We start from the raw sequence: 25363 nt of genomic DNA on the forward strand, positions 1-25363 counted from the left end.
GTGTATTGTAAATGAGTGGAATGTCTCTTGGTGGCATTGTGGTGATTGAAAGTGAGGGTTAGTGAGCAAAGAGTGAGCTTTGATTGTTTTCGCCACTCTTTGTTGTTGAATAAAACCAACGTTCCGATTCGCTAGCAAGATCCAATTTTTGCGTTCATCTGCTGGACTTCAATGATGACATGCCTACACTGACCGCAGATTTTTAAAGGGGAAATGAGATGTGGAGTTGGCTCTCCGTTGCTTTGTCTGGATTCATTAGTATTTCGGCTGTTGAAAGTAACAAAATCAAGCAAGCGGTAATGTTTAAAACACTCAGTATGCTGTTATTGGTGGCGATAGTTCTAAACCATACCACGCAGCTCACTTCTCCTATCTTATGGGTCACGCTCGGTCTGCTTATTTCCGCAATCGCGGACACATTGCATCTGTTGCAACGCTACTCAAAACTCTGTTTTGCTAGCTTTCTTGTCGCACAGTTGATGTACAGTAAAGCCTTCTGGGCGCAACTTTCTGACACTATGGTGTGGTGGCTACCTGCCCTTTTGATTGCGACCAGTATTGTGGCTTTTTTCCTATTGCTACCGCAAATCGACACCTTGATCTTTCCCGTAACCATTATGGGTATGATGTTAGTTCAGTTGGCGTGGGCGGCGGGAGAGTTGTGGCTGCAGACGCAAACAGTGCCTGCCTTTGCCGGGTTTGTTGGCTGTCTGGTGCTGATGCTCTCGGCCAGTTTGTTAGCCATTCACGATTACCGCAGGCCATTGCCTTGTGGGCGCTATCTTATTTCTGGCAGCTATTTATTAGCGCAAGCGTTAATCTCTGCCTCGGTGGCCTTGTAAACATTATCGCGTCATCTATATCGTTACTTTCAGGAGCATCGAAATCTCATGACTGGGCTGATATACTGCGGGCACTTTAAATCGATGTGAGTAGTGAGAGATGGATATTTTATCGGCGGCGACCATGCTTTTTTTGATCATGGACCCGCTTGGCAACCTGCCGGTCATGCTCTCCATCTTAAAACACCTTGATCCCAAACGTCGCCGTGTTGTGCTCGTGCGCGAACTCTGTTTTGCGTTGATCATTTTGATGTTGTTCCTGTTTGCTGGCAAAAACATCATGGGTTTTTTGCACGTGCAACCGGAAACTCTCAGCATTTCTGGCGGTATCATTCTCTTCATCATTTCGATTAAAATGATTTTCCCTAGTGCAGGTAGCATTACTGGATTAGCGGCGGGGGAAGAGCCCTTCATCGTACCGATGGCAATTCCGATGATCGCGGGTCCTTCAGTGATTGCGGCCTTACTGCTTCTTTCGACTCAGCACCCTGATAAACTCCTTGAGCTGTCAGCCTCTGTACTGCTCGCGTGGGGCGCTACTTTCATCATTTTGATGTTCTACGGTTTCTTCCACAAAGTGCTGGGTGAACGTGGTTTAAAAGCGGTCGAGCGTTTGATGGGATTATTGCTAGTTATGATCTCAACGCAAATGTTCTTAAATGGCGTAAAAAGCTATATGGGGCTGTGATTCGGGGATAAAAAAGCCGCCTATCGTGTGAACTTGAAGCGGCTTTTCCTATGTTGCTTTCTTTATGCCGTTAACTTACGTCATGTGTTTGCGGCGGATATCGAGCAGCGCGAAGACTCCAAATACCAGAATCGACCATTTTTCCCAACGGCTCATGCTGATCTTGTCACCAAACGCACCGATAAAGATCAGCATTTGTAGTCCGTGCATAATGAACAAAAATGCCGTCATAATATAAAGTGCAATCGCCGCTTTACCGGGGAACGGCATGAAGATATTCAGCAATAGAATCAACCAAACAAAAGCAATCGCCGCTTTTGCAAGTACCAGTAACACTCTCATTCCGAGCTCCTCTCAAATAGTCGATAACTGACTTGGCCTGCGTTTTTCTCACGGTGCAGATGCCAATTAGCAGGGATGCCTTCTAGCGCCAATTCTTTTTCCGTCTCAATATAAATCAGCGCTTCATCGGCAAGCCAGCCATTTTGTTCTAAAAGCGAGACGGCTTCGCTTAATAAGCCTTGGCGAAACGGCGGGTCGATGAACACCACGTGGTGAGGTGTCCCTTGCTGCTTGAGAAAGGCCAGCGCATCACTATTTATCGCTCGTAAGTTGGTCGCGTTGAGCGCACCAATATTGTGTTCAAGCTGTTTGAATGCCGTCGGGTTGAGTTCAATCAGCGTTACGGATTGTGCTTGCCTTGAGGCAGCTTCAAACCCAAGGCTGCCAGAGCCTGCAAATAAATCTAAGCAGTGTGCACCAGGGATCTCCTGTGCTAACCAGTTAAAAAGAGTTTCTTTGACGCGATCCGTCGTGGGACGCAGACCTTGGGCATCATGAACAGGCAGTTTACGACCTCTCCATAAGCCACTAATAATGCGAACAAAGCCCGTTGAAGGCTTATTTTGTGATGAGTTTTGTTGGCGACGTCTTACCATAGATTTTTTGACCGCTAATAAAGTGATACTATACCCAATCTGCCAACCCGAAACGGGTTTGGTATAGCCATTGAATTTCAATAATGACAAAGTTTACCAATCTAATTGGAAAGTTTTCACTGCTTTGTCATTTTTCTTTTTCTTACGAGGGATAATCCTTCAAGAAAAGGGTCGTAGTTAGTTAGGTAGATCTAGGATATCCCCAGATGACGGAAAAAAAGAAACGTGGATTACTCTCTTGGCTCGGTTTTGGTGACGAAGAATCAAGTAAATCAACCAGCGAAACAGAACAAGTGCTTGAGCCATCTACGCTTGTCGAACCAGTTGATGCTGAGCAAGAACAAGAAACGACGGCAGTTGCTCAACCCATCGAAGAGCCACACACTGCGTTAGCAGAAGCAGAAGCAGAAGCAGAAGCAGAAGCAGAAGCAGAAGCAGAAGCAGAAGCAGAAGCAGAAGCAGAAGCAGAAGCAGAAGCAGAAGCAGAAGCAGAAGCACGAATCCAAGAGCAAGAAAAACCCAGCGAGAGTTTTTTCGCACGCTTAAAACGCAGCCTTAGCCGAACCAAAGCCAATATTGGTGCGGGTTTCTTTGGTCTGTTTAAAGGCAAGAAAATTGATGATGAGCTGTTTGAAGAGCTGGAAGAGCAACTGCTGATTGCCGATGTTGGGATGGAAACCACACTCAAAATCATCAGTAATCTAACAGAAAAAGCCTCTCGCCACGCGTTGAAAGATGGAGAGGCACTCTACGGTTTACTGAAAGACGAAATGGCCGACATTTTGGCCAAAGTAGAGCAACCGTTAGTGATCGATAGCCAAAAAACGCCCTACGTTATTTTAATGGTCGGCGTCAACGGTGTAGGCAAAACGACCACGATAGGTAAGTTGGCCAAACAGTTTCAAGCTCAAGGTAAAAAAGTGATCTTAGCGGCGGGCGATACTTTTCGTGCTGCGGCTGTTGAGCAGTTGCAGGTGTGGGGCGAGCGTAACAACGTACCAGTAATTGCGCAGCACACTGGCGCAGACAGCGCATCAGTGATTTATGATGCGATTGAGGCCGCCAAAGCACGTGGTGTGGATGTGGTGATCGCCGATACCGCTGGTCGCTTGCAAAACAAGAGCAACCTCATGGAAGAGTTGCGTAAAATTGTGCGCGTCATGAAAAAAATTGATCAATCAGCGCCGCATGAAGTGATGCTGACGTTAGATGCCGCTACTGGGCAAAACGCCATCAGCCAAGCCAAACTCTTTAGTGAAGTGGCCCCGGTGACTGGGATCACATTAACCAAGCTGGATGGCACGGCGAAAGGCGGCGTTATTTTTGCGCTGGCCGATCAGTTTGAAATTCCGATCCGCTTTATTGGGGTTGGCGAAGGGATTGACGATTTACGTCCGTTTGAAACGCAGCAATTTATTGAAGCTCTGTTTAGCCGCGAAGAGTAAGTGTGCGTGGGTGCTCAATGAGCACCTCATCATCCAATGGAGACTGGTGAGAGGAATAGCGAGTGATTAAGTTTCAACAAGTCAGCAAAGCGTATCGCGGAGGCCGTCAGGCGCTGCAAAAGGTCGACTTTCACTTACGCCGAGGAGAAATGGCGTTTTTGGGTGGGCACTCCGGAGCCGGTAAAAGTACCTTGTTGAAGTTAATCTGTGCGATTGAGCGTCCAACCGATGGGCGCATCAGCTTTAACGGTCACGATATTACGCGTATTCCCAATCAAGATATTCCCTTTTTACGCCGCAACATCGGCATTGTGTTTCAAGATCATCGCCTGCTGATGGACAGAACGGTTTACGACAATGTGGCATTGCCAATGCGCATTGAATCGATTTCAGAAAATGAAATTAAGCGTCGCGTCTCAGCCGCGCTGGATAAAACTGATCTATTAGACAAAGCACGCTGTTTACCGAGCCAACTTTCTGGGGGTGAGCAGCAACGAGTGGGTATCGCAAGAGCGGTCGTGAACCGACCTACCTTACTGCTGGCCGATGAGCCTACGGGTAACTTAGACCCAGAGCTTTCTAACCGTGTGCTTAAACTGTTTGAAGAGTTTAACCGTGCCGGAGTCTCTATTTTGCTTGCGACGCACGACATCAGCTTAGTCAACACGCGTCCTCAATATCGTCATTTAGAACTTAACCAAGGTTTTTTAAGCGAGGTAGAAGACTATGGCCGTTAAGTCGTCGAATAAAAGGAACGCGAAAGCACGTGAACCGAAACGGGCCAAAACCGATAGTTTCTTAGCCATCCACTTTAAGCAGGCCAAGGCCTCATTTTCAAGTTTATGGTCACGCCCACTCGGCAATATTTTAACGCTCGCCGTTATTTCGATGGCGCTTGCGATGCCAGCCTGTATGTACCTGCTGAGCAAAAATATCGCGTCTGTAGCCAATAATGTCACCAGCCCTGCTCAGATCAGTGTCTATCTACATGAGCGCACACCTGAAGCACGAATTATGGTGTTGAAAGATGAGCTAGAAAGTTTGGCCGATGTCGCCAGCGTGGAGTACATCTCACCGCAGCAAGGATTGGATGACCTGAGTCAATACGCCGGGTTTGAACAAGCCATTAGTTTATTGGATGATTACGCTTTACCTGGCGTGCTTATTGTTACCCCGCAGGTTGAGCAGCAAGAGCAAATCAAAGCGCTGGCGAAAAAAATACAAGCAGAACAAGACGTCACGGATGTTCGCTTGGATGAAGATTGGCTTGCTAGGTTAAACGCCATTCGAACTTTAGCGGCGATCATTGTCGCGAGTTTATCGGTATTGATGTTGGGCGCTGTATTTCTGATTGTGGGCAACACCTTGCGCTTTAACGTACAAGCCAATAAAGAAGAGATCCAAACCATGAAATTGATCGGTGCCACCGATCGCTACATTTTGCGCCCTTATCTCTATGCTGGCATGTGGTTTGGCTTGTTGGGCGCATTCGCCGCTTGGCTGTTAACCGCTTTTGTGACTATTTTATTGAACGGTGCCGTTGAAGATCTTGCCCTACTGTATGACAGCCGTTTTCGTCTTATTGGCCTAAGTTGGGATGAATCCTTACTGCTGTTGATGCTCGGTACTTTCTTAGGATGCGTAGCGGCAAAAGTATCTGCGCAGCGTCATTTAAAAGAAATTGAACCAGTTTAGTTGAATATTGTCATATGTAGGCAATAACTGTTGGCTAGCTTTAGCCACAGCACTTGTATAGGCGACTTGTTTATGCATAATAGTTTCCCCTTGCTTGAATCTTGTTCATTTTAGGTTCAAGATTGTCGGGTTAAAAACATCCATTACTCCAGATCAGAAATTGATGAGGAATTGAATGACAAACCAAACGTATCAAATGGCTCTCGTTTCACAAGACAGCTTAGACAGCTACATTCGTTCAGTGAACAGCTACCCAATGCTGAGCGCGGAAGAAGAGCGGTCACTCGCAGAGCGATTACATTACAAAGGTGAAATTGAAGCGGCGAAAGGGTTGATCTTATCGCACCTTCGATTCGTTGTTCACGTTGCTCGTGGCTATTCTGGTTATGGCCTGCCCATGGCGGATTTAGTTCAGGAAGGCAATATTGGCTTAATGAAAGCGGTGAAGCGTTTCAACCCAGAAGTTGGGGTGAGACTGGTTTCCTTTGCTGTGCACTGGATCAAAGCTGAAATTCACGAATACGTGTTACGCAACTGGCGCATTGTAAAAATAGCGACCACGAAAGCGCAACGTAAGCTATTCTTCAACCTACGCAAATCGAAAAAGCGTTTAGGCTGGTTTAATAGCGGTGAAGTGGAAGCGGTTGCCCGTGAGTTGGGCGTTGACCCGGCTGAAGTGCGAGAAATGGAATCACGCTTAGCCGCGCAAGATGCCACCTTTGAAATGTCGGCGGAAGACGATGATTCGAGCTCTTCTTACACGGCACCTGTGCTTTATCTCGAAGATAAGCATTCAGATCTTGCGGATAACATTGAAGCGGCGAATTGGGAGCATCACACCAACAATCGTTTAAGCTTGGCGTTGGCTAGCTTAGATGAACGCAGTAAACATATTGTGCGCTCTCGTTGGTTGGATGATCAAAAAGCTACGCTACAAGAGTTAGCGGAAGAGTATGGTGTCTCAGCTGAGCGTATTCGTCAGCTAGAAAAAAATGCAATGAAGAAGCTAAAGGATGCTGTCGGCGAGTTCTAATCACTGACTCATTGTGAAGCGCATTAAAAACCGAGATCTTACGATCTCGGTTTTTTTATTTTTGATCACTTTAAGTGATCAAATTTTCAGCGCGCTGATTGTGGATAACTCTGTGACAAAATTATTCGTGAGCTGTCATCAAGTCGGTTAAATCAAGGCTTGAACACCGTTTTATATTTGGGGATATGTATTGTGTTACACACAGAAAAGTAAGGATCATCACTACATGTTGTGGATCTATTTCTCATTTACTACTTTATCAACGCAATCCACAAGATTATCCACAAACGGCGAAAAAGTGATCAGTGGTGGATAACCTTATAAAGGCCGTGTACTTGATTGCCTTGGGATAGGTTACAATCAAACGCTAAAAATAAAACCAATCAGAGGAAGCGATGGATCAGTTTCAACATATCAATGCTCAAGCAGCACAAGCTTTAATGGAACAACATGATGCGCAATTAGTGGATATTCGTGATGCGCAATCTTTTGCGGTTGCACATGCAAATGGCGCATTCCACTTAACCAACGACAGCATGGTTTCATTTATGGAAAAAAGCGAATTTGACCAACCCATTTTAGTGATGTGTTATCACGGTATTAGCAGCCAAGGTGCTGCACAGTATCTGATTAACCAAGGTTTTGAACAGGTGTATAGTGTGGATGGTGGATTCGAAGCTTGGCATCGTGCAGGCTTGCCCGTAACCAGCAATTAGGATGACTTATGTTAAGACTGATCACGCTCAATAACCCAAGAATGGCGCAAGCCTTTATTGATTACATGGCCTCTCGTGAAATTGAGATTCAAATGATGCCGGAAGGGAGTGGTCAATTTGCGTTATGGTTACTTGATGAGCAACATCAGATTGAAGCCGAAGCGGAACTCAACCATTTTCTGCACAATCCAAATGACAGAAAGTATCAAGCCGCTTCATGGGATGTGGCTGAAAGCCGCAAAAGTCACTTTCAATATCGTTCACCGAGCATGTTGGCGATGCTCAAAGCCAAAGCTGGGCCTTTAACACTGGGCGTGATGATGGCATGCGCCATTATCTTTGCATTGCAGCAGTTTGGGCTAGCCAATCAAGTATTTTCTGCATTACATTTTCCTGCTTTGGCTGGGCAGCAATGGCAGATTTGGCGCTGGTTTAGTCATGCTTTACTTCATTTCTCTGTGCTACACATCGTCTTTAACTTGTTATGGTGGTGGCAGTTGGGGGGCGATGTTGAAAAACGGCTTGGCTCATTCAAACTTGGACAGCTATTTTTAGTGTCAGCATTGTTGTCCGGTGCGGCTCAGTACTGGGTTGAAGGAGCCAATTTTGGTGGTTTATCGGGTGTGGTCTATGCGTTGGTCGGTTATCTATGGATGCTTGGTTGGAAAGCCCCTCATCTTGGCTTGCAAATGCCCAAACCGGTGATCGGTTTTATGCTGGTGTGGTTAGTGCTCGGGTTTGTGCAACCCTTTATGGCGATTGCCAACAGCGCGCATTTAGCGGGTCTATTTGCAGGAATCGCCTTTGGATTAAATGACGCCAGCCGTCATCGAACTCGTTAAGCAAAACATCAATAGAGCGGCAATCGCTGCTCTATTGATAGATGTATTTAGTAAACAGTAGGTCAGCAATAATGGTTCGGCCTATTTCAGGCAGTAACACCGCGTTGAGCTCTGTGACCAACGTTTTTCTTAAATCTTCCCGACCTGCGAGTGATTTTATCGTCTCTTCGGTCTGTTTACCGAGTAGCTCGACGATGGCATCACGAATCAGTGGTTGATGCCGTTCAACGGCGGGTAAATCGGCGTCGCTGGATACCATCACGTCGATACGAACTTGGATGTAACCTAACTTATTTCCTTTGGTGAAAAAGTTGGTGGTGAGATCCGGCTCTAAGGTAAAGTACGCCAGCCTAGGCGCTTTTTCATCTTGTGCATAACTTGGTAACGCACAAAACAAGCTTAGGGCGATAATTATTTGGGCTACATAACGTTTAAGCATATTTCTATCTTTTCTTTAGTTGGTTCACGATACTCGAATCGCTTGAGTCTTGTTACAATAGAGCATCGGATTGTAATCAAAATGCTTATCTCGTTGTTTGGAATATACCGCAGTTGTCGCTTCCCGTTTTTACAAGCGGGTTTTTAACCTCCAACCGAGGGATTCTGTGAGTGAGCGCTTTTTATGGTTGTGTTAACCAAAAATGGACCTTTATTGTATGTTGATAAAGCCACTAATTGAATACTAGTATGAATCAATCAATTTCGCTCTATCTGTCTGCTTTGCGAGAAGTAATTTGGCAACAACCTGACGTTTTTTCTTTTCCTGATCAGGTTTCTCAGTCTTGGCTTTTAGAGCAAGGATCATTATCTCGCGTGTTAGAGGCGCAGTGTCAGCAACTGAGCGTTGAACTACTGCACAATAAGCTCGTTGAGGCAGAAAAATTACAGGGCGATGAGATGGCTCTGTTATCTGATGAAGCCTGTTTGTTACGTCAGGTTGTGCTGCGTGGTGATCAACAGCCATGGGTTTTAGGCCGTACTTTAATTCCTCAATCTTCGATGCTGGGTCAGCAATATGACTTAGCGCGCCAAGGTGATATCCCGCTTGGGTTAACGGTTTTTCGTGCTGAGCACGTTAAGCGTGACGCACTACAAGTGGGCTGGGCAATGATGGAAGAGGGGCCGTTGCTTGCACGCCGTTCACGATTATGGATGAATAATAAACCGATGTTAGTTGCGGAGCTGTTTTTACCCTTTTCACCGATTTACTCTAAGGAGAGAGTGTCATGACTTTGGTTAAGGCGCGTGCTTATTGGCAACTGATGCGCATGGACCGGCCAATTGGTTCTTTGCTATTGTTGTGGCCAACCTTATGGGCATTGATTTTAGCCGCGCAAGGTTTCCCCGATCCTAAAGTATTATTGGTATTCGTGTTGGGGGTGTTGTTGATGCGCTCAGCGGGTTGCGTGATCAACGATTTTGCCGATCGCAGAGTCGATGGACATGTTAAACGAACCAAACAGCGGCCTTTGCCTGCCGGGAGTGTGACAACCAAAGAGGCGATTGCACTGTTTTTAACGCTAGGTATCACTTCTTTCCTGCTGGTTTTGACCATGAATCCACTCACGGTTCAGCTCTCCTTTGTTGGTATCGCATTAGCGTTTGTTTATCCGTTCATGAAACGTTATACACACCTTCCGCAGTTGGTATTAGGGCTGGCCTTTAGTTGGTCTATTCCGATGGCATGGGCGGCGCAAGCCAACGAATTGCCAGCGGTGATGTGGGGGCTATTTTTGATCAATGCGTTGTGGACTGTGGCGTATGATACGCAGTATGCGATGGTTGATCGTGATGACGATATCAATATCGGAGTCAAATCGACCGCTATTTTATTTGGTCGTTTTGATAAAATCATCATCGGCATTTTACAGTTATTGGTACTGGCGTTGATGATCGCACTTGGTGGCTATTATCAGTTAGGGGCGAGTTTTTATTGGTCAGTATTGGCTGCAGCGGCTCTGTTTGTTTATCAGCAGCGTTTAATTCGTCATCGTGATCGTGATTTATGCTTCCACGCTTTTCTCAATAACAATCACGTTGGCATGGTGTTAACGTTGGGCCTGCTTTTTGCGTTTTGGTAAGTAGTTCACTAGTTTTTGTAAGTACTTCACGAATAAAGTAAAGGCATCCATTGGGATGCCTTTACTGTTTCTTACGACCGATTAGTTCGCTTGGCAGAGACTTTCTTGAATGGTTAAGCGAATTTCAGGATAGAGCATCGAGTAAAGTAGGCGTGCTAGCTGAACGGTTGGTTCTAAATGGCAATTGCCATCAACATCCAAATAGCCCTGCTCTTTGAGCGTGACAAACATGGCGGAGAATACCCCTTTATCAAAAAACTCAGGGGCATTGATGCCATGCAAACGGCCAAGACGTTGTGCAATTTCTTGGCTTTTTTGCTCTAAATCAGATTTGCCCACTTCAGGGTTGGCAACCAATAGATTGAGAGCAATCGCGTAGCGTTGTAGGGTTTCTGAAATGGTACGACCGAGCAGCATCAACACTTGTGTTTTGGCTTGATTAATAGCCACGACACCCTCTTCTAGCGTTACTAATTGTTGACGTTGCAGTTCGTTAACGTAAGCGTTGACTACATCTGCGAGTTCATCTTGCGCAAAGCTTAAAAACAGCTCCTGCTTTAAGAAGGGATAAATCAGTGCCACATTGGCGGTTATCTGCTCTAGTGATAGCGTTTGCTGGCGGATCAACATCTGCGCAATCAGTGAGGGAATGGCAAACAGATGAATGATGTTATTGCGATAGTAGGTCATCAAAATCGACTGATTGCGGTCAAGAGAAATAATCTCACCCATGGTATCGGATTCAATTACAAACTTGTCGAGCGACTGTGCATGGTTAACCAGTTCTTCCGCACTGGCTTTAGGCACAGTGCAGGTTGCTGAGTAGCGCACGTTATTTAGTAGCGATAAATAGCAGTCGATTTGCTTAACCAAATTGTCACGAGCCAGTGCGCTTTGGCGTGAAGCAAGTAACGCGGTGGCACACAAAGTTAAGGCATTGGCCGCCGCCGCATCGTTAATGTGCGTCATCATCTTGGTGGCCAGTTGGTTAACAATAGGGTTGATCCACTGCGGCTTGGTGCTGCCCATAGGGTCAATATCTTGCGTCCATTCTGGCACTTGCTCGTTGAGGTATTGGTTCAACGGGATCGGTTCGCCAAAATTGACATAGCCTTGGCCAAAATTACGCAGCTTGCGAATCGTGCGCAGCACTAAACCCGCATTTTCTTTCTCTTTACTTTTGCCGCGTAGCTCTTTGGCGTAAGTGCTTACTTCCATCACGTGTTCATAACCGATATAAACCGGCACGAGGGTCACCGGGCGGTTAAGGCCGCGCAACATGGCTTGGATGGTCATCGCCAGCATGCCTGTTTTCGCTGGCAGTAAACGGCCAGTGCGTGAACGGCCACCTTCGCTGAAATATTCAACTGAATAGCCTTTGGCAAATAGCTCGGCTAGATATTCGCGGAAAATGGTCGAATAGAGCTTATTACCTTTAAAGCTGCGACGAATGAAGAATGCGCCGCCACGGCGGAAAATCGGACCTGCTGGGAAAAAGTTCAAGTTGATTCCGGCAGCAATATGCGGTGGCACCATACCTTCGCGATACAGCACATAAGAAAGTAAGAGATAATCCATATGGCTGCGGTGGCAAGGGACATAGACAATCTCGTGTCCATCTTGCGCAAGGCGACGCACGGTGGCGGCATTATTTATATTAAGCCCTTGGTAAATTCGGTTCCATAACCAGCCCAGTATGCGCTCTCCTTTCTTGATTAAGGAGTAAGAGAAATCAGCGGCAATCTCATCCATGATGTCATGCGCTTCTTTGCGCGCTTTTTCGAGGGAGATATTGTTGGCTTTCGCTTGATCTTCAATCGCTTTTTCAATCGCTTGTGATTTAATTAGGCGGTTAAACAGCGCTTGGCGATTGGGCAAATTTGGCCCAGAAGCCGCCAGCTTTTGGCGAGAGAAATGAATACGAGCCACTCGTGCCAATTTATGCGCGATAGATTCGTCGGTGCCGTGTGAATCAGCCATATAGCGCAGTGAAACGACGGGGCTAAAGCGCACCATACAATCGCGTCCAGCAAAAATTACCGCGAGTGCTTTTTGTGGGCCATTTAAGGCTTGGAGATAGGGTTTCTCTTGCCCTTCTTTACCTGGTTTACGTCCCCAAAGCACCGTCGCTGGGATCATTTGAACGTCCAATTCCGTATCAAACTTATGTAGCTCAAGCAGTTCAGAAAAAAGAGCGATAGAGTCACTAGGAACGTGCTGATCATTGCGCATCAAGGTTGGGCGCGCCGAGATGAAAACATAACGGGTAAAACTTTTGCCGTTTAGCTCAAGCGGTTGCAGCGGGTCAGGTAAACCCAGTTCTTTGGCGTGAGTTTGCAAGGTGAGCAAATCAACACTTGAGCGAAAAGGTAAGGCGTAAACAATCGGCTTGTGAATATCAATGCCGTGGTCTTCTATTGGATTAGAAGGGATCGCCGTGCCTTTGACCAACGCAGACAAAGGTAATTTTAGTAGTGAACGAGATAATGAGTGTCCAGAAGACATAAAGGTCGTCGCCTCAAGAATATTTCAATATGCTTAAGCGCATGTCCATTTCCCTGTGAGTTGATACTCAGAGAAATCGATATGCGCCGAAGCGGCTAGCTATTTTTGAGCCGCAAGGATACCAGAAACTGGTCAAACCTTTTAATCATTATTGTTTAGTAAAACAGCATCACTTGCGAGCGCGGTGAGTGAATCGGTGAGGTATTTATCGGTCGATTGCGGCATTTTTTGTAAATAGCCAAAAAATAAGCGTCCGCTCTTCCATTTATTCGATTACTGGATATACTCACAGTTAACTGTATAAACAGACAGGTGAGATATGAAGCCGTTAACGCCCCGCCAGCAACAAGTATTTGATCTTATCCGCAGTAAGATCGACGAAACCGGAATGCCACCGACTCGCGCTGAAATCGCACGCGAGCTGGGTTTTCGTTCCGCCAATGCCGCAGAAGAGCATTTAAAAGCACTGGCTCGTAAACAAGCGATTGAAATTATTCCGGGTGCCTCTCGTGGGTTGCGTATCTTACTTGAAGCTGCCAATGAGCCAGAAGATCTTGGCCTGCCTTTAATTGGTCGAGTCGCGGCGGGAGAGCCTATTTTGGCGCAAGAGCATGTCGAAGCGCATTACCAAGTGGATCCCAATATGTTTCGCCCTCAAGCGGATTTCTTACTGCGTGTGCAAGGCGAAAGTATGAAAGATATTGGCATTATGGACGGTGACTTACTCGCAGTGCACAAAACACAAGATGTGCGTAATGGGCAAGTGGTGGTGGCGCGTGTTGAAGATGATGTGACGGTAAAACGTCTAGAACGTAAAGGCTCTACCGTGTTATTGCACGCAGAGAATGAAGCGTTCTCACCGATTGAAGTGGATCTTAAATCTCAGCAGCTCACCATTGAAGGTGTGGCCGTCGGCATTATTCGCAATACCGATTGGATGTGATTTATTATTGAGATCTATTCTCAATAACTTGTTATTCTAACTGATATTCATTATCATCTTCTTTGTTGTTACATCGAGTTGCGACATAAGGAAGATGGTAATGCCTACCGATAAACATTCACTAACCCCACGTCATCATATTCCAACCAATTTAGTTCAACCGTTGTGGTTTCGTAGCCGCGAAAGTTTGGTTGATAACGGGTTAGTGTATGATCCGATCGCTGCAAAAGCCTGCCAGAGCTGTCACTTAGCCCCCGAATGTTTAAGCGGTGATATCGATCAAAAACAATTGCTGCATGCGACCTTAACGCAATTGTGCGATCAACAAGTGCGCGCGTTTATTGAGCGTAACCCTGATGGATGGATCATTAATGTCGGTGCTGGGTTAGATACCCGCTTTTATCGGGTAGACAACGGGCGTTGCCATTGGATAGAACTCGATATCACCGAAAACCTGCTGTGGCGGCAGAAATTGTTTCATCGCAGTGAGCGTTATCAACATGTGTGTGGTAGTGTCGATGATCTTCAGTGGTTGGATGCATTGCCTATTGCGGAATCCTCAGCCGTTTTAATCGTTTGTGAGCATGCGTTATTAGATTGTACGGCGCAGCAACTCACCTATTTTATCCGCGCATTGGGTTTGCATTTTTCTAATGCGGCGGCTTGTTTAATGCTGGCTGGAGACAAAACTGCTTCCGCTTTAGGTCAGAAAATGGGCTCAGGCCATTACGGACATGGTTTTGCTAATCCAACCGAAGCGGTACTCAATGTCTTGCCTTGGGCTTCGTCGGCAAAAACGTTTTCACCGCTCGATCAACATTGTGGCCGCTGGAAATTATGGCAACGTTGGTTAAGTAAGGTGATGGTTTACAAGCTGCGCTTAACACCCGTTTTAGTTTATGTCCGTTGGTGAGTAACCGCTAGCCGTCCTCCTATCACTCCGCTACACTTTGCTCTCACCCATGAGAGGTCAACGTGTTGCAATCTATTTTACAAACGTTATCGAACCGTTCCGTACATCGACAAGTGTTGCTACTGGCGATACCTATGGTGCTGTCCAATATTACCGTACCGCTGTTAGGTTTAGTTGATGCGGCGGTGATCGGTCATCTGGAACACGCTTGGTATTTAGGTGGTGTGGCACTTGGCGGTACGGTAGTCAGTGTCACTTTCTGGTTACTCGGCTTTTTAAGAATGTCGACCACAGGCCTTGCGGCGCAAGCATACGGTGAACAATCGTCACAAAAACTGGCGTTAGTCTTGTTGCAAGGGCTCTTGATGGCACTGGCATTTGCGTTGTTGTTTTTGATTCTGCATCGATGGATTGGCGATGCGATTTTTTCAGCCAGCAGTGCCAGTGAGCAAGTAAAGCAATATGGGTTGCAGTATTTTGTGATTCGAGCGTGGAGTGCGCCCGCCGCATTGGCCAACTTTGTACTGCTCGGCTGGCTGTTAGCCACGCAAAATGCCAAAGCGCCAATGTGGATGGTAATCATCACTAACTTAACCAACATCGCGTTGGACATTCTGTTTGTGTTGGGTTTCGGCTGGAAAGTGGAAGGTGCTGCGCTGGCGTCGGTTATCGCTGATTATGCGGGCATGAGCTTTGGTTTACTGTGTGTTTGGCGCTATTGGTTGCGGCATCAACTCCCTTCGCCACTGCAGCTAGGTGTTTTAGTGACACAAGGTCTTAGCCGCTTTGTGAAATTGAATCGCGATATTTTCCTGCGTTCACTCTGTTTGCAGGCGGCGTTTAGCTTTATGACCTTTCAAGGGGCGGCCTTTGGTGATCAAACCGTGGCGGCTAACGCTGTCTTAATGAGTTTTTTGATGATGATCTCCTATGGCATGGATGGTTTTGCTTATGCGATGGAGGCCATGGTTGGCAAAGCGATTGGTGCAAAAAGTGAGACGCAGCTCAAAAGTGCTCTGATCGGCAGTTTTTTCTGGAGTGCGCTAATCTGTTTAGCGTTAACGGTGATGTTTGCGGTGTGGGGATCGGCGTTGATCACGCTGATCACTGACATTAACGCAGTTCAGCAAGCGGCTAACCGTTATCTACCGTGGCTGGTGGCGATGCCGTTAACCGCGATGTGGTGTTTTTTATTGGATGGTATTTTTATCGGCGCGACCAAAGGTAAAGAGATGCGCAACAGCATGTTTGTCGCGATGTGCAGTTTTTTCAGCGTTTTCTATCTGGCTCAGTCTTTGGGTAATCACGCCCTGTGGATGGCGATGATCAGCTTTATGGCGATGCGCGGCATCAGTTTAGGTGTGGTCTTTATCTCACAATGGCGACGCGGTGTTTTTCTCACTTGATCACCGAATCTATCCCTAAGCACCTCACTCACTAGGTTACCAAAAAGAAAGCCGCACTCGTTAGCGGCTTTCATTCCATTGGCAGGCAGAATTAGGTCGATGATTAGAACAATCGATTCAGGCCATTTAACGCCGCCACGCGGTAGGCTTCGGCCATGGTTGGATAATTGAAGGTGGTATTGACGAAATATTCGAGGGTATTGGCTTCGCCTTTTTGCTCCATAATTGCCTGTCCGATATGGATGATTTCAGCCGCGCGTTCTCCAAACACATGAATACCTAAAATTTCTTTTGTCTCTCGGTGAAACAAAATTTTCAAGCTGCCGATATCTTTGCCAGAAATTTGTGCTCGTGCGAGGTGTTTAAACGAAGAGCGGCCAACTTCATACGGAATTTTGGCCGCGGTGAGTTCTTGCTCTGTTTTGCCCACTGAACTGATTTCAGGAATGGTGTAAATCCCAGTTGGAATGTCATCAATTAAGTGCCCTTGCGCTTGACCATGAGCAATCGCTTGAGCGACAAATCGACCTTGATCATAGGCTGCGCTCGCAAGGCTTGGGTAGCCAATTACATCACCGACTGCGTAGATGTGCTCCACCGAGGTTTGATAGTTACGATTGACGGCCAGTTGGCCACGTGAGTCGGCATTCAGGCCCACCGCTTTGAGGTTCAATTTGTCAGTGTTGCCCGTGCGTCCATTGGCATACAAGATACAGTCGGCTTTCATTTTTTTGCCCGATTGCAAATGAACGATCACACCATCGTCAGTGCCTTCAATCTTTTCATGGGTTTCATCATTACGAATCACAATTCCGCTGTTCCAAAAATGGTACGAGAGTGCATCAGACGTTTCGTTATCCAGAAACGACAGCAAGCGGTCGCGGGTATTGATGAGGTCGGTTTTGACGCCTAATCCGCGGAAAATCGAAGCGTATTCGCAACCAATGACGCCTGCGCCATAAATGATGATGTGGCGAGGATCGTGTTTAAGCGAGAGAATCGAATCGCTGTCATAAACTCGTTCATGAGTAAAATCAACATCATCAGGTTGATAAGGGCGTGAGCCAGTCGCAATCACAAATTTGTCGGCGCTGTATTTTTCGATGCTGCCGTCAGCGTGCGTAACCGCCACGGTGTTTTTGTGGGTAAACTTAGCGTTACCAAAAATCAGCGTACACTGATTGCGATCGTAAAAGCCTTGGCGCAAGCGCGTCTGTTTATCAATCACAGATTTAGCATGGCCTAAAATATCAGAAAAAGTGAGATGAATACTGGTGTTGTTTTTACAAAATAGAGGGTTACTGTTGAATTCGATGATGCGGCTGACCGCATGGCGTAACGCCTTGGAGGGAATGGTGCCCCAATGGGTACAACCTCCGCCAACACTACACTCTTTTTCGATAATGGCGACATTAAACCCCGCTTTAGTCAAACCCATTGCGGCGCCTTCTCCGCCCGGGCCGCTACCAATTACGATGACATCGAAGTGGTTTTGGTTCGCCATACTCTATTCCTTGTTGTATTTGTTTAACATTGCTGTAGCGAGATTTTAACTGATCCATCAGTGCGGTAAACGATGTTGCCATCAGAGAGTGGAGAGGATCACGCTCGAGAGGTGAAAATGCCACTTTATGCTATTGCTTTGCCCATCTTACTGTGGCGAGTGATTGAAATTAGGTTAGGTGACTGTTTAATTGGTCACTTTGTCCAAAGAGGCGATGTTGTGGCTTAGACAACGTGCTCAATCACGTTATAGTATGGCTCAGATAGTAAAAGAGAAGCGACTTAATATGAAATCGATGGGAATTCGCGCATTACAAAAAGAAAAAACACGTCGTTCATTGATTGATGCAGCATTTAGCCAATTAAGTGCCGATCGGAGTTTTTCTAACTTAAGTTTACGAGAAGTGGCCCGCGAGGCGGGGATTGCGCCCACCTCATTCTATCGACATTTTAAAGATATGGATGAGTTGGGTTTAACCATGGTTGACGAAGGCGGTTTACTGCTGCGCCAATTGATGCGCCAAGCACGGCAGCGCATTGTCAAAGAGGGCAGTGTGATTCGCACGTCGGTTGAAACCTTCATGGAATTTATTGAAAGTAGCCCCAATGTGTTTCGCCTATTACTGCGAGAACGTTCGGGCACTTCTTGCGAGTTTCGTGCTGCGGTAGTGCGAGAAATACAGCACTTTTCCGCAGAGCTCACCGAGTATTTGATGACGACAGGCATGGGCCGTGACGAGGCATTAACTCAGGCCGAAGCTTCCGTTATTTTGGTGTTCAGCTCCGGCGCTGAAGCTTTAGATTTAGATCGACGTGAGCGAGATGAGCTTGCTGAACGTTTGATCATGCAGTTGCGAATGCTAGCCAAAGGGGCATTTTGGTATCGCAAAGAACGTGAACGTAATCGGCTCAAAGGGGGGATAGAGTAATGTCGAATGAAAACAACACAACCCATCGTGGTTCGGAAAGAAAAACACTTGTGCTAGCGCTCATCGCAGGTATGTGCGGCGATGCTTTGTTGTCTTGGGTAACCATTAGCCAAGTTCCGTTCTCCATTTTCCCATTGATTGCATTAGTGCTTTCTGTGCAGGCGTTGTATCAAGAATATTTGCGCCATCCGGTGGCGGAAGATCTTCCATTGGTAGCGCTTGCCTGTTTCTTTGTCGGTGCTTTTGGTCATTCGGCATTTATCAAAGCACAATATCCAGATTCTGGTTCTAACTTTTTCGCCATTCTCGTACTGCTGTTGTTGCTACTCTGGGTTGGAAGAAAATTGGGTTTTCTTGGTCGCCATCGCACCGACTAAGTCATCAATGACTAGGTAGATATAGCGTGCGATGTGACCGTCTCCAAGCCTATCAAAGACATATCACAGGGATGTGGACGCCGTTTTCTTGTCGTAGCGTCATGCATCCCGCTGCCACGTAATCGTTGTAAGTGGCGATAGCCGTTATCGGTGCGTTTTTAAATACGATGCGAAATTGCTTTGAACGTTATTCGGTAAATGTAATTATTGCCAGTTAGCTGGAATTCTTTGTGCACACTAGGGCTCCAAGAATCATCACCACCCACGCCCATGTGCTGATGGTCCAGGCGCACATAAATGGTTTTTTCTGCCATTAAATCACAGGTGTGTTTTGCTTTTGCCAGCGTCTGTTGAGCATATTGACTGACACTAAATTGGAAATCGCCAGATATCGCCAGTTCGTTCACTTGCAGCCATTGAGTACCACAACGTAAGCCACTGTCGGTTGGGAAAATGTACGGAGTGTGCATCTCTTCTAGCGTTTGCGTGTGCAAGCCAAAACGTGCTGCAGATAGGCGGTCTGGGTAGTTCTCAAACGGACCTAAACCTTGCCAAGTGATTGGTGTACTCTGCTCATGCAATGGCAATTGCAACTCCAAGCCGATACGTGGCATGGGTGGTAGATCATCGGCAAGTGTCACATCAACGGTCAGCTGCATTTCGCCACTGTTTTTCAGCGTATGCGTCCAAGTGGTGATGGCTTGCACGGCACCGTTGAATTGGTAAGCGAAAGTTGATGTTACTTGCACGGCATGCGCCAACATGTCGCTATGGCAACTGACACATTCGCGTTTCCATTGGCCAATACCAGCCATATCCCAACGACATACCCAAGCGTTTGGATCTACGTTATCCACTTCACTCACACCAATATCGTTATCCAGTGGCGCACGGAAGAAGTTATCTTGCGGTGCCGCCAGCATTTGCGCTTTGCCATCGACTTGCCAATCAATCATCAAGCCTGTTTGACTATCCCAGCACCATTGATGCTTCTCATCTAGGCTGGTGACTACGATCATGCCTTTTTGCTGGCTTATCGCTGGGGCTGGTTGCGTTTCCAATTTAGGCATGGCGAGACCTGAGGTATTGCGTAGCGCAAATTGCTCAGAAGCGCTCACATGTCCCGCGGGTGCCCAAAGTGTTTCAGCCACTAAGGTGATGTCAGTATTCAAGTGGTATCGCGCTTCTGCTTTAGGTGTAAATTCAAAAGCAATCTCTACGGTTGCTTGGCTATCGGCTTTGATGTTCAGCACCACTGAGCCAGATTGAATCAATTTGCCATCTTCCAAAAGTGACCAGTTCAATTGCTCGTTGTCCGTTGCACGAAATAGGTTTTCGTTAGTTACTAATAGATGACAGAATCCTTTCACTTGTTCTTGCAGCGACACGCGAATCATACGCTGGCAGTATTTGGCTTCTTCCAATGTTGGATGCACAGTGCGATCTGGGAAGATCAACCCGTTGATGCAGAACTGGCGGTCATTGATTTTATCGCCAAAATCGCCACCGTAAGCCCAGAAGTGTTGGCCGTTCTCATCCCATTGGCTCAAGCCTTGGTCTACCCAATCCCAGATAAAGCCGCCTTGAAGGCGAGGAAACTCGCGGAATGCATCCCAATATTCATTAAAACTCCCCAAACTGTTACCCATTGCGTGGGCGTATTCACATAAGATCAGTGGGCGAGTTTCGTTGGGTAGAGAAATCCATTTTTTGATTGGCCATTTTGGCACTGCTTCATCTGCAATCGTTGTATTCACACGGGCGTACATAGGCGCAATGATGTCGGTTGCAGCGGTATTGGCACCGCCACCTTCATATTGAACAGGGCGCGACGGATCGTAGTTTTTCGACCAAGCGTACATCGCATTGTGGTTGCTGCCGTGGCCAGACTCGTTACCCAAAGACCAGATGATGATAGAAGGATGGTTTTTATCGCGCATCACCATTTGGGTGTAGCGGCTCATGTATGCGTGCGTCCATTGTGGATTGCTCGAAAGGCGATTCATCGGCTGCATGCCATGGGTTTCGATGTTCGCTTCATCGCACACGTACAAGCCGTATTGGTCACACAGTTCGTACCAACGAGGGTGATTTGGGTAGTGCGCTGTACGTACCGCGTTGAAATTGTATTGCTTCATCAAACAGATGTCGCGGATCATGTCTTCTTCTGTCATCACATGCCCAAGCTCTGGATGATGCTCATGACGGTTAACGCCACGGATCAGCAAAGGCCTGCCGTTGAGTTTCAACTGACCATCAGTGATTTCCACTTTGCGAAAGCCCACATGATAGGCTTCACTCTCTAGATGCATGCCGTTTTCATCTAATAGGGAAATGACTAGGCGGTATAGATTGGGGGTTTCTGCGCTCCATTTGTTTGGCTCACGCACATGCAATGTTTGAAATACTACGTCATCGTATGTGCCCCGCTCGTCAATACGGCGGTTGTGCGGTCGATCAATTCGCGGCTCAGTCACTGCGCATTCACCATCAAAGAGCTGCACTTGCACTTGGTAACAATCTGGCGCTGAAATGTGCGTCACGATTGATAGTGAACCATCGCGATAACACGCATCCAAATCTGGCGTGACGAATACATCTTCAATGCAGTATTGCGGTTTAGAAAGCAAAGTTACGTCGCGGAAAATACCACTTAGCCACCACATGTCTTGGTCTTCTAGGTAGCTGCCATCACACCAACGCATCACCATCACGGCAAGTGTATTCTCGCCAGCCACTAGGTAGGGCGATAAGTCGAATTCGGAAGGCAAGCGGCTATCTTGGCTGTATCCCACCCAAGTGCCGTTGCACCATAGGTGGAATGCTGAGTTCACACCATCGAAGATGATGCGCTGGGTATTGGCAAGATCGGCTTCTGAGCGGGAAATCGTAGTGCGGTAACAACCTGTCGGGTTTTCAGCGGGCACGAATGGAGGGTTTACTTCAAACGGGTATTTTACGTTGGTGTAAATTGGTTTGTCGTAGCCTTGTAGCTGCCAGTTGGAAGGGACCGTTATTTCATCCCAGTTCGTGTCATTGAATTTGGTTTGAATAAACTCGCCTTCGACTTGTTCTGGCGAGTCGAACACTTTGAATTTCCATTGGCCATTCAGCGATTGACGTTGGGCGTAAACGCCGTCACGGGCATGGTCAATATCTCGGTAACTGGAAAGTGGGCTATGTGCTTTTAAGCAGTGAATATTCACTGATTGCGGGGTTTCCCAGTCACGTCGTTGGAGAATATCTGAAAATGCCTTCATGGTTTTCCTACTTGATTTTTTGTTTCTAACCGTGTTGAGCTACGGTAGTGAATACCGTAATGGATGACTTTTTTGTTCTGGTAATCGATGCTAACGCGGCAAAAAAACAGTGCCATACATAGAGTAGCTAATCGTTTTATTTTTTGAGTCCTAACTTGCTACTCAGTGTAAATAAAATGTGGAAACGTTTCCATGATGGGATTTACATTTTCATAGTAATAACGGATTTATTCTTCTTTCGTGTGATCATCCTCTCTGGAATATGCTTTTAAGCAATTTTAACGGCGAGTGATGAACTTTCCTTGGTGAGATTGGCTTCGGGTCTGACGTTTATATCGAAATCAATCTGTAAACGTTCCCATGCATTTAGTTTGGCTCACCGATTATTTTGCTCGATTCACTGTGATGCGATGTAATTTCCTGCTTCAAAGTCAGACAAAATGACAGATAACCATTGATTGAATTAACCGGTGGGCAGGCTCTACTGATTGTCGAATTGGGTGAGTATGCAGAGATTTTGCACTGGGGGCAGAAGGTAAGCGGTGATCTCAACGGTTATCGTATGGGCTCTGCATCGCCCTGTGCTATAGCCCGCCCTGATTAAACCGTTAGTCAGAGCGAGCAGCATAATAGGTAATGTTGTCAGTACGAATGCGTGAAAGCCGATTAAATCGAAATTTAAATATTGATTGAAAGTCTTATTTAATCTTCTCCAGCATCACACCTGCTTCCATGTGGTGGGTAAATCGAACCTTTAATCCGTCAAAGTCTATAGAGTTATATTTTTTGAGCTTAAGTTTATGATTTTTATTTATTTTTGTAATCATGTTGTCCGGTAAAGTCCAAAGCCGTACAATAGAAACTCGACGTTTGCCGTACCCCACGCCGTACCCAGAGCCGTACCCAGAAATGCAGAGGTTTTCCAACGATGACGAAACGAATCAGTACCAATGCAACGTTGCAAGCATTGAAGCCACAGGATAAGGAATACTCGATCCCCGATAAGAAAGTCGAAGGATTGAACATTCGAGTTCGTCCAACTGGCACAATGACTTGGATCTTTCGTTTTCAAGTAGGGAAGAAACACGAAAAAATCTCTATGGGTCGATACATTAAGATCAAACCAGAGCGCGGGATGACATTGGATCAGGCGCGAAAGGAAGCGGGTCGTTATCGTAGTTGGTTGGAGAATGGTAAGAACCCAAAAGTTGAGTTGGATATCGAGAAACGAGCGCAAGATGAGGCGAAGACCTTTGACGATGCGTTTATTAGCTTCGATGAAAAACGTCTTTCAAAACAGCTTCGTGGTGACCAGTCGAGGACCATTTACTATCGAGATATCAAGCCGATTCTCGGTGGCATCAAATTAGCTGATTTGAGCATATATGACCTAAACCGGGTCTTTGATGCGAAGGTCGATAAAGACGGTAAGCGTATGGCGGGGGCTATCGGGGTTTGTCATAAAATCATCAATCAAGTGATTAACCATGCCCTAGCACTAAATATGCTTGATACTCATCCTGCACCACAGTTGAAAGCAAAAGATGTTGGCGGCGGCTCTAAAGTGACAAAACGTAATTTAAGCTTTTCAGAGTTAAAGATTCTGTTAACGAGTATGCCGTCATGGCGTACAGATCCCTCGAACATCCGTTTAATGCAGTTCTTACTTGGTTGTGGACAGCGTATTAGTGCCGTACTGGAAATGCGTTGGAGTGAGTTAGATTTTGATGAGGGAATTTGGCTATTACCAGCCAGCTCAGAAGAGCGGCACACTAAAAGCCAAGACGCACGTAAAGTGCCTTTAAGTGGTTACTTGCTTGCACTTCTAAACGAGCAGCGTGACAGTGTGCCAAGTAAGTGGAAGTTGGTATGGCCCCAACTAATGGTCGATAGAGTGCAAGAACCTGCGGCTGTACGGGCATTGATCAAACGTAATCTACCTAGCGACTTTGAGCGCTTTTCACCTCATGACTTGCGCCGTACCTTTATCAGTCGTTGTAGTGAAATGGGGTTAGATATCGTAGCGATTGAAAAGACAGTCGGCCACCAGCTGCCAGGTATGCTCAGAGTCTATAACCATCATGATTATATCGATGAGCAGTTGAAGGTTCTGGAGGCATGGGGTAACAAGTTGCAATCGCTAATGGAAGCGAATGTCCACCCATTACCCTCCGCTAAGATGGCCTGAGTAGCTGTATTACTTATCACTAAAGCGGCTTGGGCTGATTAAGCCAAGAAACGTGCTTGCATCAAATCGTGATGTAGAGGAGGGAGGAGTAATAGGATTGTTGTTTACTTTTGGTTTGCATAGAGCGCTATCATGCGTTGCATTTATTAACCTATCAAGGGTTTCATTCATTGTTAGATCGAAAGCCACTGAGAGTTTCTTTAGTTTCTCTCTTGTTTTTTTGTCAGTAACAAAGTTGAAGCTGACCTTGTTCTCTTTCTTGACCTTCTCTCTATATTTAACTTGTCCCCAAGCTCTTCTCATTTTTATCGACAAGAGTTCCCTATCGCTAGATGACATACCAATGACATAAACCAAAGACGGTAAGGCAAGATGAATCAACTCTTTTTTCTCAAATACCCTTGTTCTACGTTTGTAATGTCGTAATTGTCTTTCTTTATCTATATATTTTCCCAACCACTCAATTTGGCTGTTATCTTTCCCTGATATCCAGTCGAATAATCCTTCATTTTTATAATTTGAGTAACAATAGTTTATCTCTCTTAGTATTGTTTTTTTATTTTGTCCTAAGGCATCAAAGTCATTATAAAACTCCAAAAACACTTCTAGCATATCTTCAACACTGTAAGCCGTATAGTGTTCAACAATATCAGGTAACTTCATTTTTTCTTGAGCTGTAGCATTGCCAAACTTATGGTTTATTATTTTTCCCTGCTGAGTGAATGTGTTAAGGGATATAAACATGTAAGCAATGGAAATACTTATTGGATCGTTAATATCAATAAAGTTAAACCCTCTCAATTTGAGTGATTCTGAATATTTTTCTTTTATTTCATTAAGTCTAGATTTCATTTTTTAATACTTAGTAGTTTTTACATGTTTTTTTTAACTTTTTTCTGAATGTTTTACAAGGGGGAATTAGATTGATTTAGGAATGAAGTACCTTTCTAGCCGTGTTGTCTATGTCTAAATCTGGTCTTTTTCTACCAGATTTCTAGGTACTCAATTCGGATGCTTGATTATGAGGTGGATTTAAAGCAGTAGAATTGTGTATAGATT

The 25363-nt window shown here is 46.0% G+C and carries 24 protein-coding genes and 1 pseudogene; 17 read left to right on the top strand and 8 right to left on the bottom strand.

The features are described 5' to 3' along the window. The first annotated feature begins 218 nt into the window (after positions 1-218). Together B9J87_RS07955 and B9J87_RS07960 are read left to right on the top strand one after the other, a co-directional pair. Positions 219-842, top strand: a complete 624-nt coding sequence (locus B9J87_RS07955; protein ID WP_013855503.1) for a lysoplasmalogenase — start codon at positions 219-221, stop codon at positions 840-842. A gap of 100 nt (positions 843-942) precedes the next feature. Then, on the top strand, positions 943-1530 hold the full coding sequence (locus B9J87_RS07960; protein ID WP_017048588.1) for a YhgN family NAAT transporter: 588 nt from the start codon (positions 943-945) through the stop codon (positions 1528-1530). Between the two features lie 75 nt (positions 1531-1605). Here the strand turns inward: B9J87_RS07960 and B9J87_RS07965 are convergent, their stop codons facing one another. Then, positions 1606-1872 carry a DUF1145 domain-containing protein gene (locus B9J87_RS07965; protein WP_013855495.1) on the bottom strand — a complete coding sequence of 89 codons (267 nt, stop codon included), beginning with the start codon at positions 1870-1872 and terminating at the stop codon, positions 1606-1608. Further along, a complete protein-coding gene (gene rsmD, locus B9J87_RS07970) occupies positions 1869-2468 on the bottom strand; it encodes a 16S rRNA (guanine(966)-N(2))-methyltransferase RsmD (protein ID WP_026028810.1) in 600 nt (199 codons plus the stop codon). The genes B9J87_RS07965 and rsmD overlap by 4 nt, the downstream gene beginning before the upstream one ends. A gap of 206 nt (positions 2469-2674) precedes the next feature. On the opposite strand from rsmD, the gene ftsY reads away from it, so the two are divergent. The 6 genes from ftsY (at position 2675) to glpG (ending at position 8199) form a co-directional block, all read left to right on the top strand. Next, positions 2675-3913, top strand: coding sequence for a signal recognition particle-docking protein FtsY (gene ftsY / locus B9J87_RS07975; protein WP_094150090.1), 1239 nt, complete (start codon positions 2675-2677; stop codon positions 3911-3913). A gap of 62 nt (positions 3914-3975) precedes the next feature. Continuing rightward, complete coding sequence (gene ftsE, locus B9J87_RS07980; protein WP_010316903.1) at positions 3976-4650, top strand: cell division ATP-binding protein FtsE; 675 nt, start codon at positions 3976-3978, stop codon at positions 4648-4650. After that, entirely contained in the window at positions 4640-5608 is a 969-nt protein-coding gene (gene ftsX / locus B9J87_RS07985) for a permease-like cell division protein FtsX (protein WP_013855492.1), read from the top strand. The genes ftsE and ftsX overlap by 11 nt, the downstream gene beginning before the upstream one ends. 175 nt (positions 5609-5783) lie before the next feature. Beyond that, positions 5784-6641 (top strand): RNA polymerase sigma factor RpoH, encoded by an 858-nt coding sequence (rpoH, locus tag B9J87_RS07990; protein ID WP_013855491.1) that lies wholly within the window; start codon positions 5784-5786, stop codon positions 6639-6641. 395 nt (positions 6642-7036) lie between these two features. Further along, on the top strand, positions 7037-7357 hold the full coding sequence (glpE, locus tag B9J87_RS07995) for a thiosulfate sulfurtransferase GlpE (protein WP_010316900.1): 321 nt from the start codon (positions 7037-7039) through the stop codon (positions 7355-7357). 8 nt (positions 7358-7365) lie between these two features. Then, the gene (glpG, locus tag B9J87_RS08000) at positions 7366-8199 is read left to right on the top strand and encodes a rhomboid family intramembrane serine protease GlpG (protein ID WP_094123607.1); all 834 of its coding nucleotides are present in this window, start codon (positions 7366-7368) and stop codon (positions 8197-8199) included. Positions 8200-8230: 31 nt separating this feature from the next. On the opposite strand, the gene B9J87_RS08005 is transcribed toward glpG, so the two are convergent. Then, entirely contained in the window at positions 8231-8638 is a 408-nt protein-coding gene (locus B9J87_RS08005) for a flagellar basal body-associated protein FliL (protein WP_013855488.1), read from the bottom strand. 236 nt (positions 8639-8874) lie between these two features. Here B9J87_RS08005 and B9J87_RS08010 point away from each other — a divergent pair, with 236 nt between their 5' ends. Next, positions 8875-9429, top strand: coding sequence for a chorismate lyase (locus B9J87_RS08010; protein WP_013855487.1), 555 nt, complete (start codon positions 8875-8877; stop codon positions 9427-9429). Next, on the top strand, positions 9426-10280 hold the full coding sequence (ubiA, locus tag B9J87_RS08015) for a 4-hydroxybenzoate octaprenyltransferase (protein ID WP_088720706.1): 855 nt from the start codon (positions 9426-9428) through the stop codon (positions 10278-10280). Before B9J87_RS08010 ends, ubiA begins: the two co-directional genes overlap by 4 nt. A gap of 81 nt (positions 10281-10361) precedes the next feature. On the opposite strand, the gene plsB is transcribed toward ubiA, so the two are convergent. Beyond that, a complete protein-coding gene (gene plsB, locus B9J87_RS08020) occupies positions 10362-12785 on the bottom strand; it encodes a glycerol-3-phosphate 1-O-acyltransferase PlsB (RefSeq protein WP_017044870.1) in 2424 nt (807 codons plus the stop codon). Between the two features lie 319 nt (positions 12786-13104). Here plsB and lexA point away from each other — a divergent pair, with 319 nt between their 5' ends. The 3 genes from lexA (at position 13105) to dinF (ending at position 16047) form a co-directional block, all read left to right on the top strand. Further along, positions 13105-13728, top strand: a complete 624-nt coding sequence (lexA, locus tag B9J87_RS08025) for a transcriptional repressor LexA (protein ID WP_026028591.1) — start codon at positions 13105-13107, stop codon at positions 13726-13728. 94 nt (positions 13729-13822) lie between these two features. Next, on the top strand, positions 13823-14641 hold the full coding sequence (locus B9J87_RS08030; RefSeq protein WP_017048580.1) for a class I SAM-dependent methyltransferase: 819 nt from the start codon (positions 13823-13825) through the stop codon (positions 14639-14641). A gap of 62 nt (positions 14642-14703) precedes the next feature. Further along, the gene (gene dinF / locus B9J87_RS08035; protein WP_094150092.1) at positions 14704-16047 is read left to right on the top strand and encodes an MATE family efflux transporter DinF; all 1344 of its coding nucleotides are present in this window, start codon (positions 14704-14706) and stop codon (positions 16045-16047) included. 103 nt (positions 16048-16150) lie between these two features. Here dinF and sthA read toward each other — a convergent pair whose 3' ends face one another. Then, on the bottom strand, positions 16151-17551 hold the full coding sequence (gene sthA / locus B9J87_RS08040) for a Si-specific NAD(P)(+) transhydrogenase (RefSeq protein ID WP_094150094.1): 1401 nt from the start codon (positions 17549-17551) through the stop codon (positions 16151-16153). A 286-nt stretch (positions 17552-17837) separates the two neighbouring features. On the opposite strand from sthA, the gene fabR reads away from it, so the two are divergent. Then, positions 17838-18479 (top strand): HTH-type transcriptional repressor FabR, encoded by a 642-nt coding sequence (gene fabR, locus B9J87_RS08045; RefSeq protein WP_017048583.1) that lies wholly within the window; start codon positions 17838-17840, stop codon positions 18477-18479. Further along, complete coding sequence (locus B9J87_RS08050; RefSeq protein ID WP_013855478.1) at positions 18479-18856, top strand: YijD family membrane protein; 378 nt, start codon at positions 18479-18481, stop codon at positions 18854-18856. Before fabR ends, B9J87_RS08050 begins: the two co-directional genes overlap by 1 nt. Positions 18857-18871: 15 nt before the next feature. Here B9J87_RS08050 and B9J87_RS17910 read toward each other — a convergent pair. Both B9J87_RS17910 and B9J87_RS08055 read right to left on the bottom strand, forming a co-directional pair. Continuing rightward, positions 18872-19025: pseudogene (locus B9J87_RS17910) on the bottom strand (substrate-binding domain-containing protein); the annotation flags it as partial. Beyond that, positions 19015-22116, bottom strand: coding sequence for a beta-galactosidase (locus B9J87_RS08055; protein WP_094150096.1), 3102 nt, complete (start codon positions 22114-22116; stop codon positions 19015-19017). The gene B9J87_RS08055 and the pseudogene B9J87_RS17910, both read right to left, overlap by 11 nt. A 454-nt stretch (positions 22117-22570) precedes the next feature. Here B9J87_RS08055 and B9J87_RS08060 point away from each other — a divergent pair, with 454 nt between their 5' ends. Beyond that, positions 22571-22720: a hypothetical protein gene (locus B9J87_RS08060; RefSeq protein WP_234912779.1), complete on the top strand. Its 150-nt coding sequence runs from the start codon at positions 22571-22573 to the stop codon at positions 22718-22720. 324 nt (positions 22721-23044) lie between these two features. Then, positions 23045-24304: a tyrosine-type recombinase/integrase gene (locus tag B9J87_RS08065; RefSeq protein ID WP_047459694.1), complete on the top strand. Its 1260-nt coding sequence runs from the start codon at positions 23045-23047 to the stop codon at positions 24302-24304. 9 nt (positions 24305-24313) lie between these two features. Here the strand turns inward: B9J87_RS08065 and B9J87_RS08070 are convergent, their stop codons facing one another. After that, on the bottom strand, positions 24314-25156 hold the full coding sequence (locus B9J87_RS08070) for a hypothetical protein (protein WP_094150098.1): 843 nt from the start codon (positions 25154-25156) through the stop codon (positions 24314-24316). Positions 25157-25363: the final 207 nt, after the last annotated feature.

The organism is Vibrio sp. V19_P1S1T109 (assembly GCF_002241375.1).
In the GTDB taxonomy this organism is placed as follows: Bacteria; Pseudomonadota; Gammaproteobacteria; order Enterobacterales; family Vibrionaceae; genus Vibrio; species Vibrio anguillarum.

Coding starts and splice junctions, on each gene's coding strand:
- B9J87_RS07960 (WP_017048588.1), top strand. CDS start 943: ATGGATATTTTATCGGCGGCGACCATGCTTTTTTTGATCATGGACCCG.
- B9J87_RS08055 (WP_094150096.1), bottom strand. CDS start 22,116: ATGAAGGCATTTTCAGATATTCTCCAACGACGTGACTGGGAAACCCCG.
- B9J87_RS07965 (WP_013855495.1), bottom strand. CDS start 1,872: ATGAGAGTGTTACTGGTACTTGCAAAAGCGGCGATTGCTTTTGTTTGG.
- B9J87_RS08070 (WP_094150098.1), bottom strand. CDS start 25,156: ATGAAATCTAGACTTAATGAAATAAAAGAAAAATATTCAGAATCACTC.
- glpG (WP_094123607.1), top strand. CDS start 7,366: ATGTTAAGACTGATCACGCTCAATAACCCAAGAATGGCGCAAGCCTTT.
- rsmD (WP_026028810.1), bottom strand. CDS start 2,468: ATGGTAAGACGTCGCCAACAAAACTCATCACAAAATAAGCCTTCAACG.
- rpoH (WP_013855491.1), top strand. CDS start 5,784: ATGACAAACCAAACGTATCAAATGGCTCTCGTTTCACAAGACAGCTTA.
- B9J87_RS08050 (WP_013855478.1), top strand. CDS start 18,479: ATGTCGAATGAAAACAACACAACCCATCGTGGTTCGGAAAGAAAAACA.
- B9J87_RS08065 (WP_047459694.1), top strand. CDS start 23,045: ATGACGAAACGAATCAGTACCAATGCAACGTTGCAAGCATTGAAGCCA.
- ftsY (WP_094150090.1), top strand. CDS start 2,675: ATGACGGAAAAAAAGAAACGTGGATTACTCTCTTGGCTCGGTTTTGGT.
- glpE (WP_010316900.1), top strand. CDS start 7,037: ATGGATCAGTTTCAACATATCAATGCTCAAGCAGCACAAGCTTTAATG.
- B9J87_RS08030 (WP_017048580.1), top strand. CDS start 13,823: ATGGTAATGCCTACCGATAAACATTCACTAACCCCACGTCATCATATT.
- ftsX (WP_013855492.1), top strand. CDS start 4,640: ATGGCCGTTAAGTCGTCGAATAAAAGGAACGCGAAAGCACGTGAACCG.
- B9J87_RS07955 (WP_013855503.1), top strand. CDS start 219: ATGTGGAGTTGGCTCTCCGTTGCTTTGTCTGGATTCATTAGTATTTCG.
- B9J87_RS08005 (WP_013855488.1), bottom strand. CDS start 8,638: ATGCTTAAACGTTATGTAGCCCAAATAATTATCGCCCTAAGCTTGTTT.
- lexA (WP_026028591.1), top strand. CDS start 13,105: ATGAAGCCGTTAACGCCCCGCCAGCAACAAGTATTTGATCTTATCCGC.
- plsB (WP_017044870.1), bottom strand. CDS start 12,785: ATGTCTTCTGGACACTCATTATCTCGTTCACTACTAAAATTACCTTTG.
- sthA (WP_094150094.1), bottom strand. CDS start 17,551: ATGGCGAACCAAAACCACTTCGATGTCATCGTAATTGGTAGCGGCCCG.
- fabR (WP_017048583.1), top strand. CDS start 17,838: ATGAAATCGATGGGAATTCGCGCATTACAAAAAGAAAAAACACGTCGT.
- ubiA (WP_088720706.1), top strand. CDS start 9,426: ATGACTTTGGTTAAGGCGCGTGCTTATTGGCAACTGATGCGCATGGAC.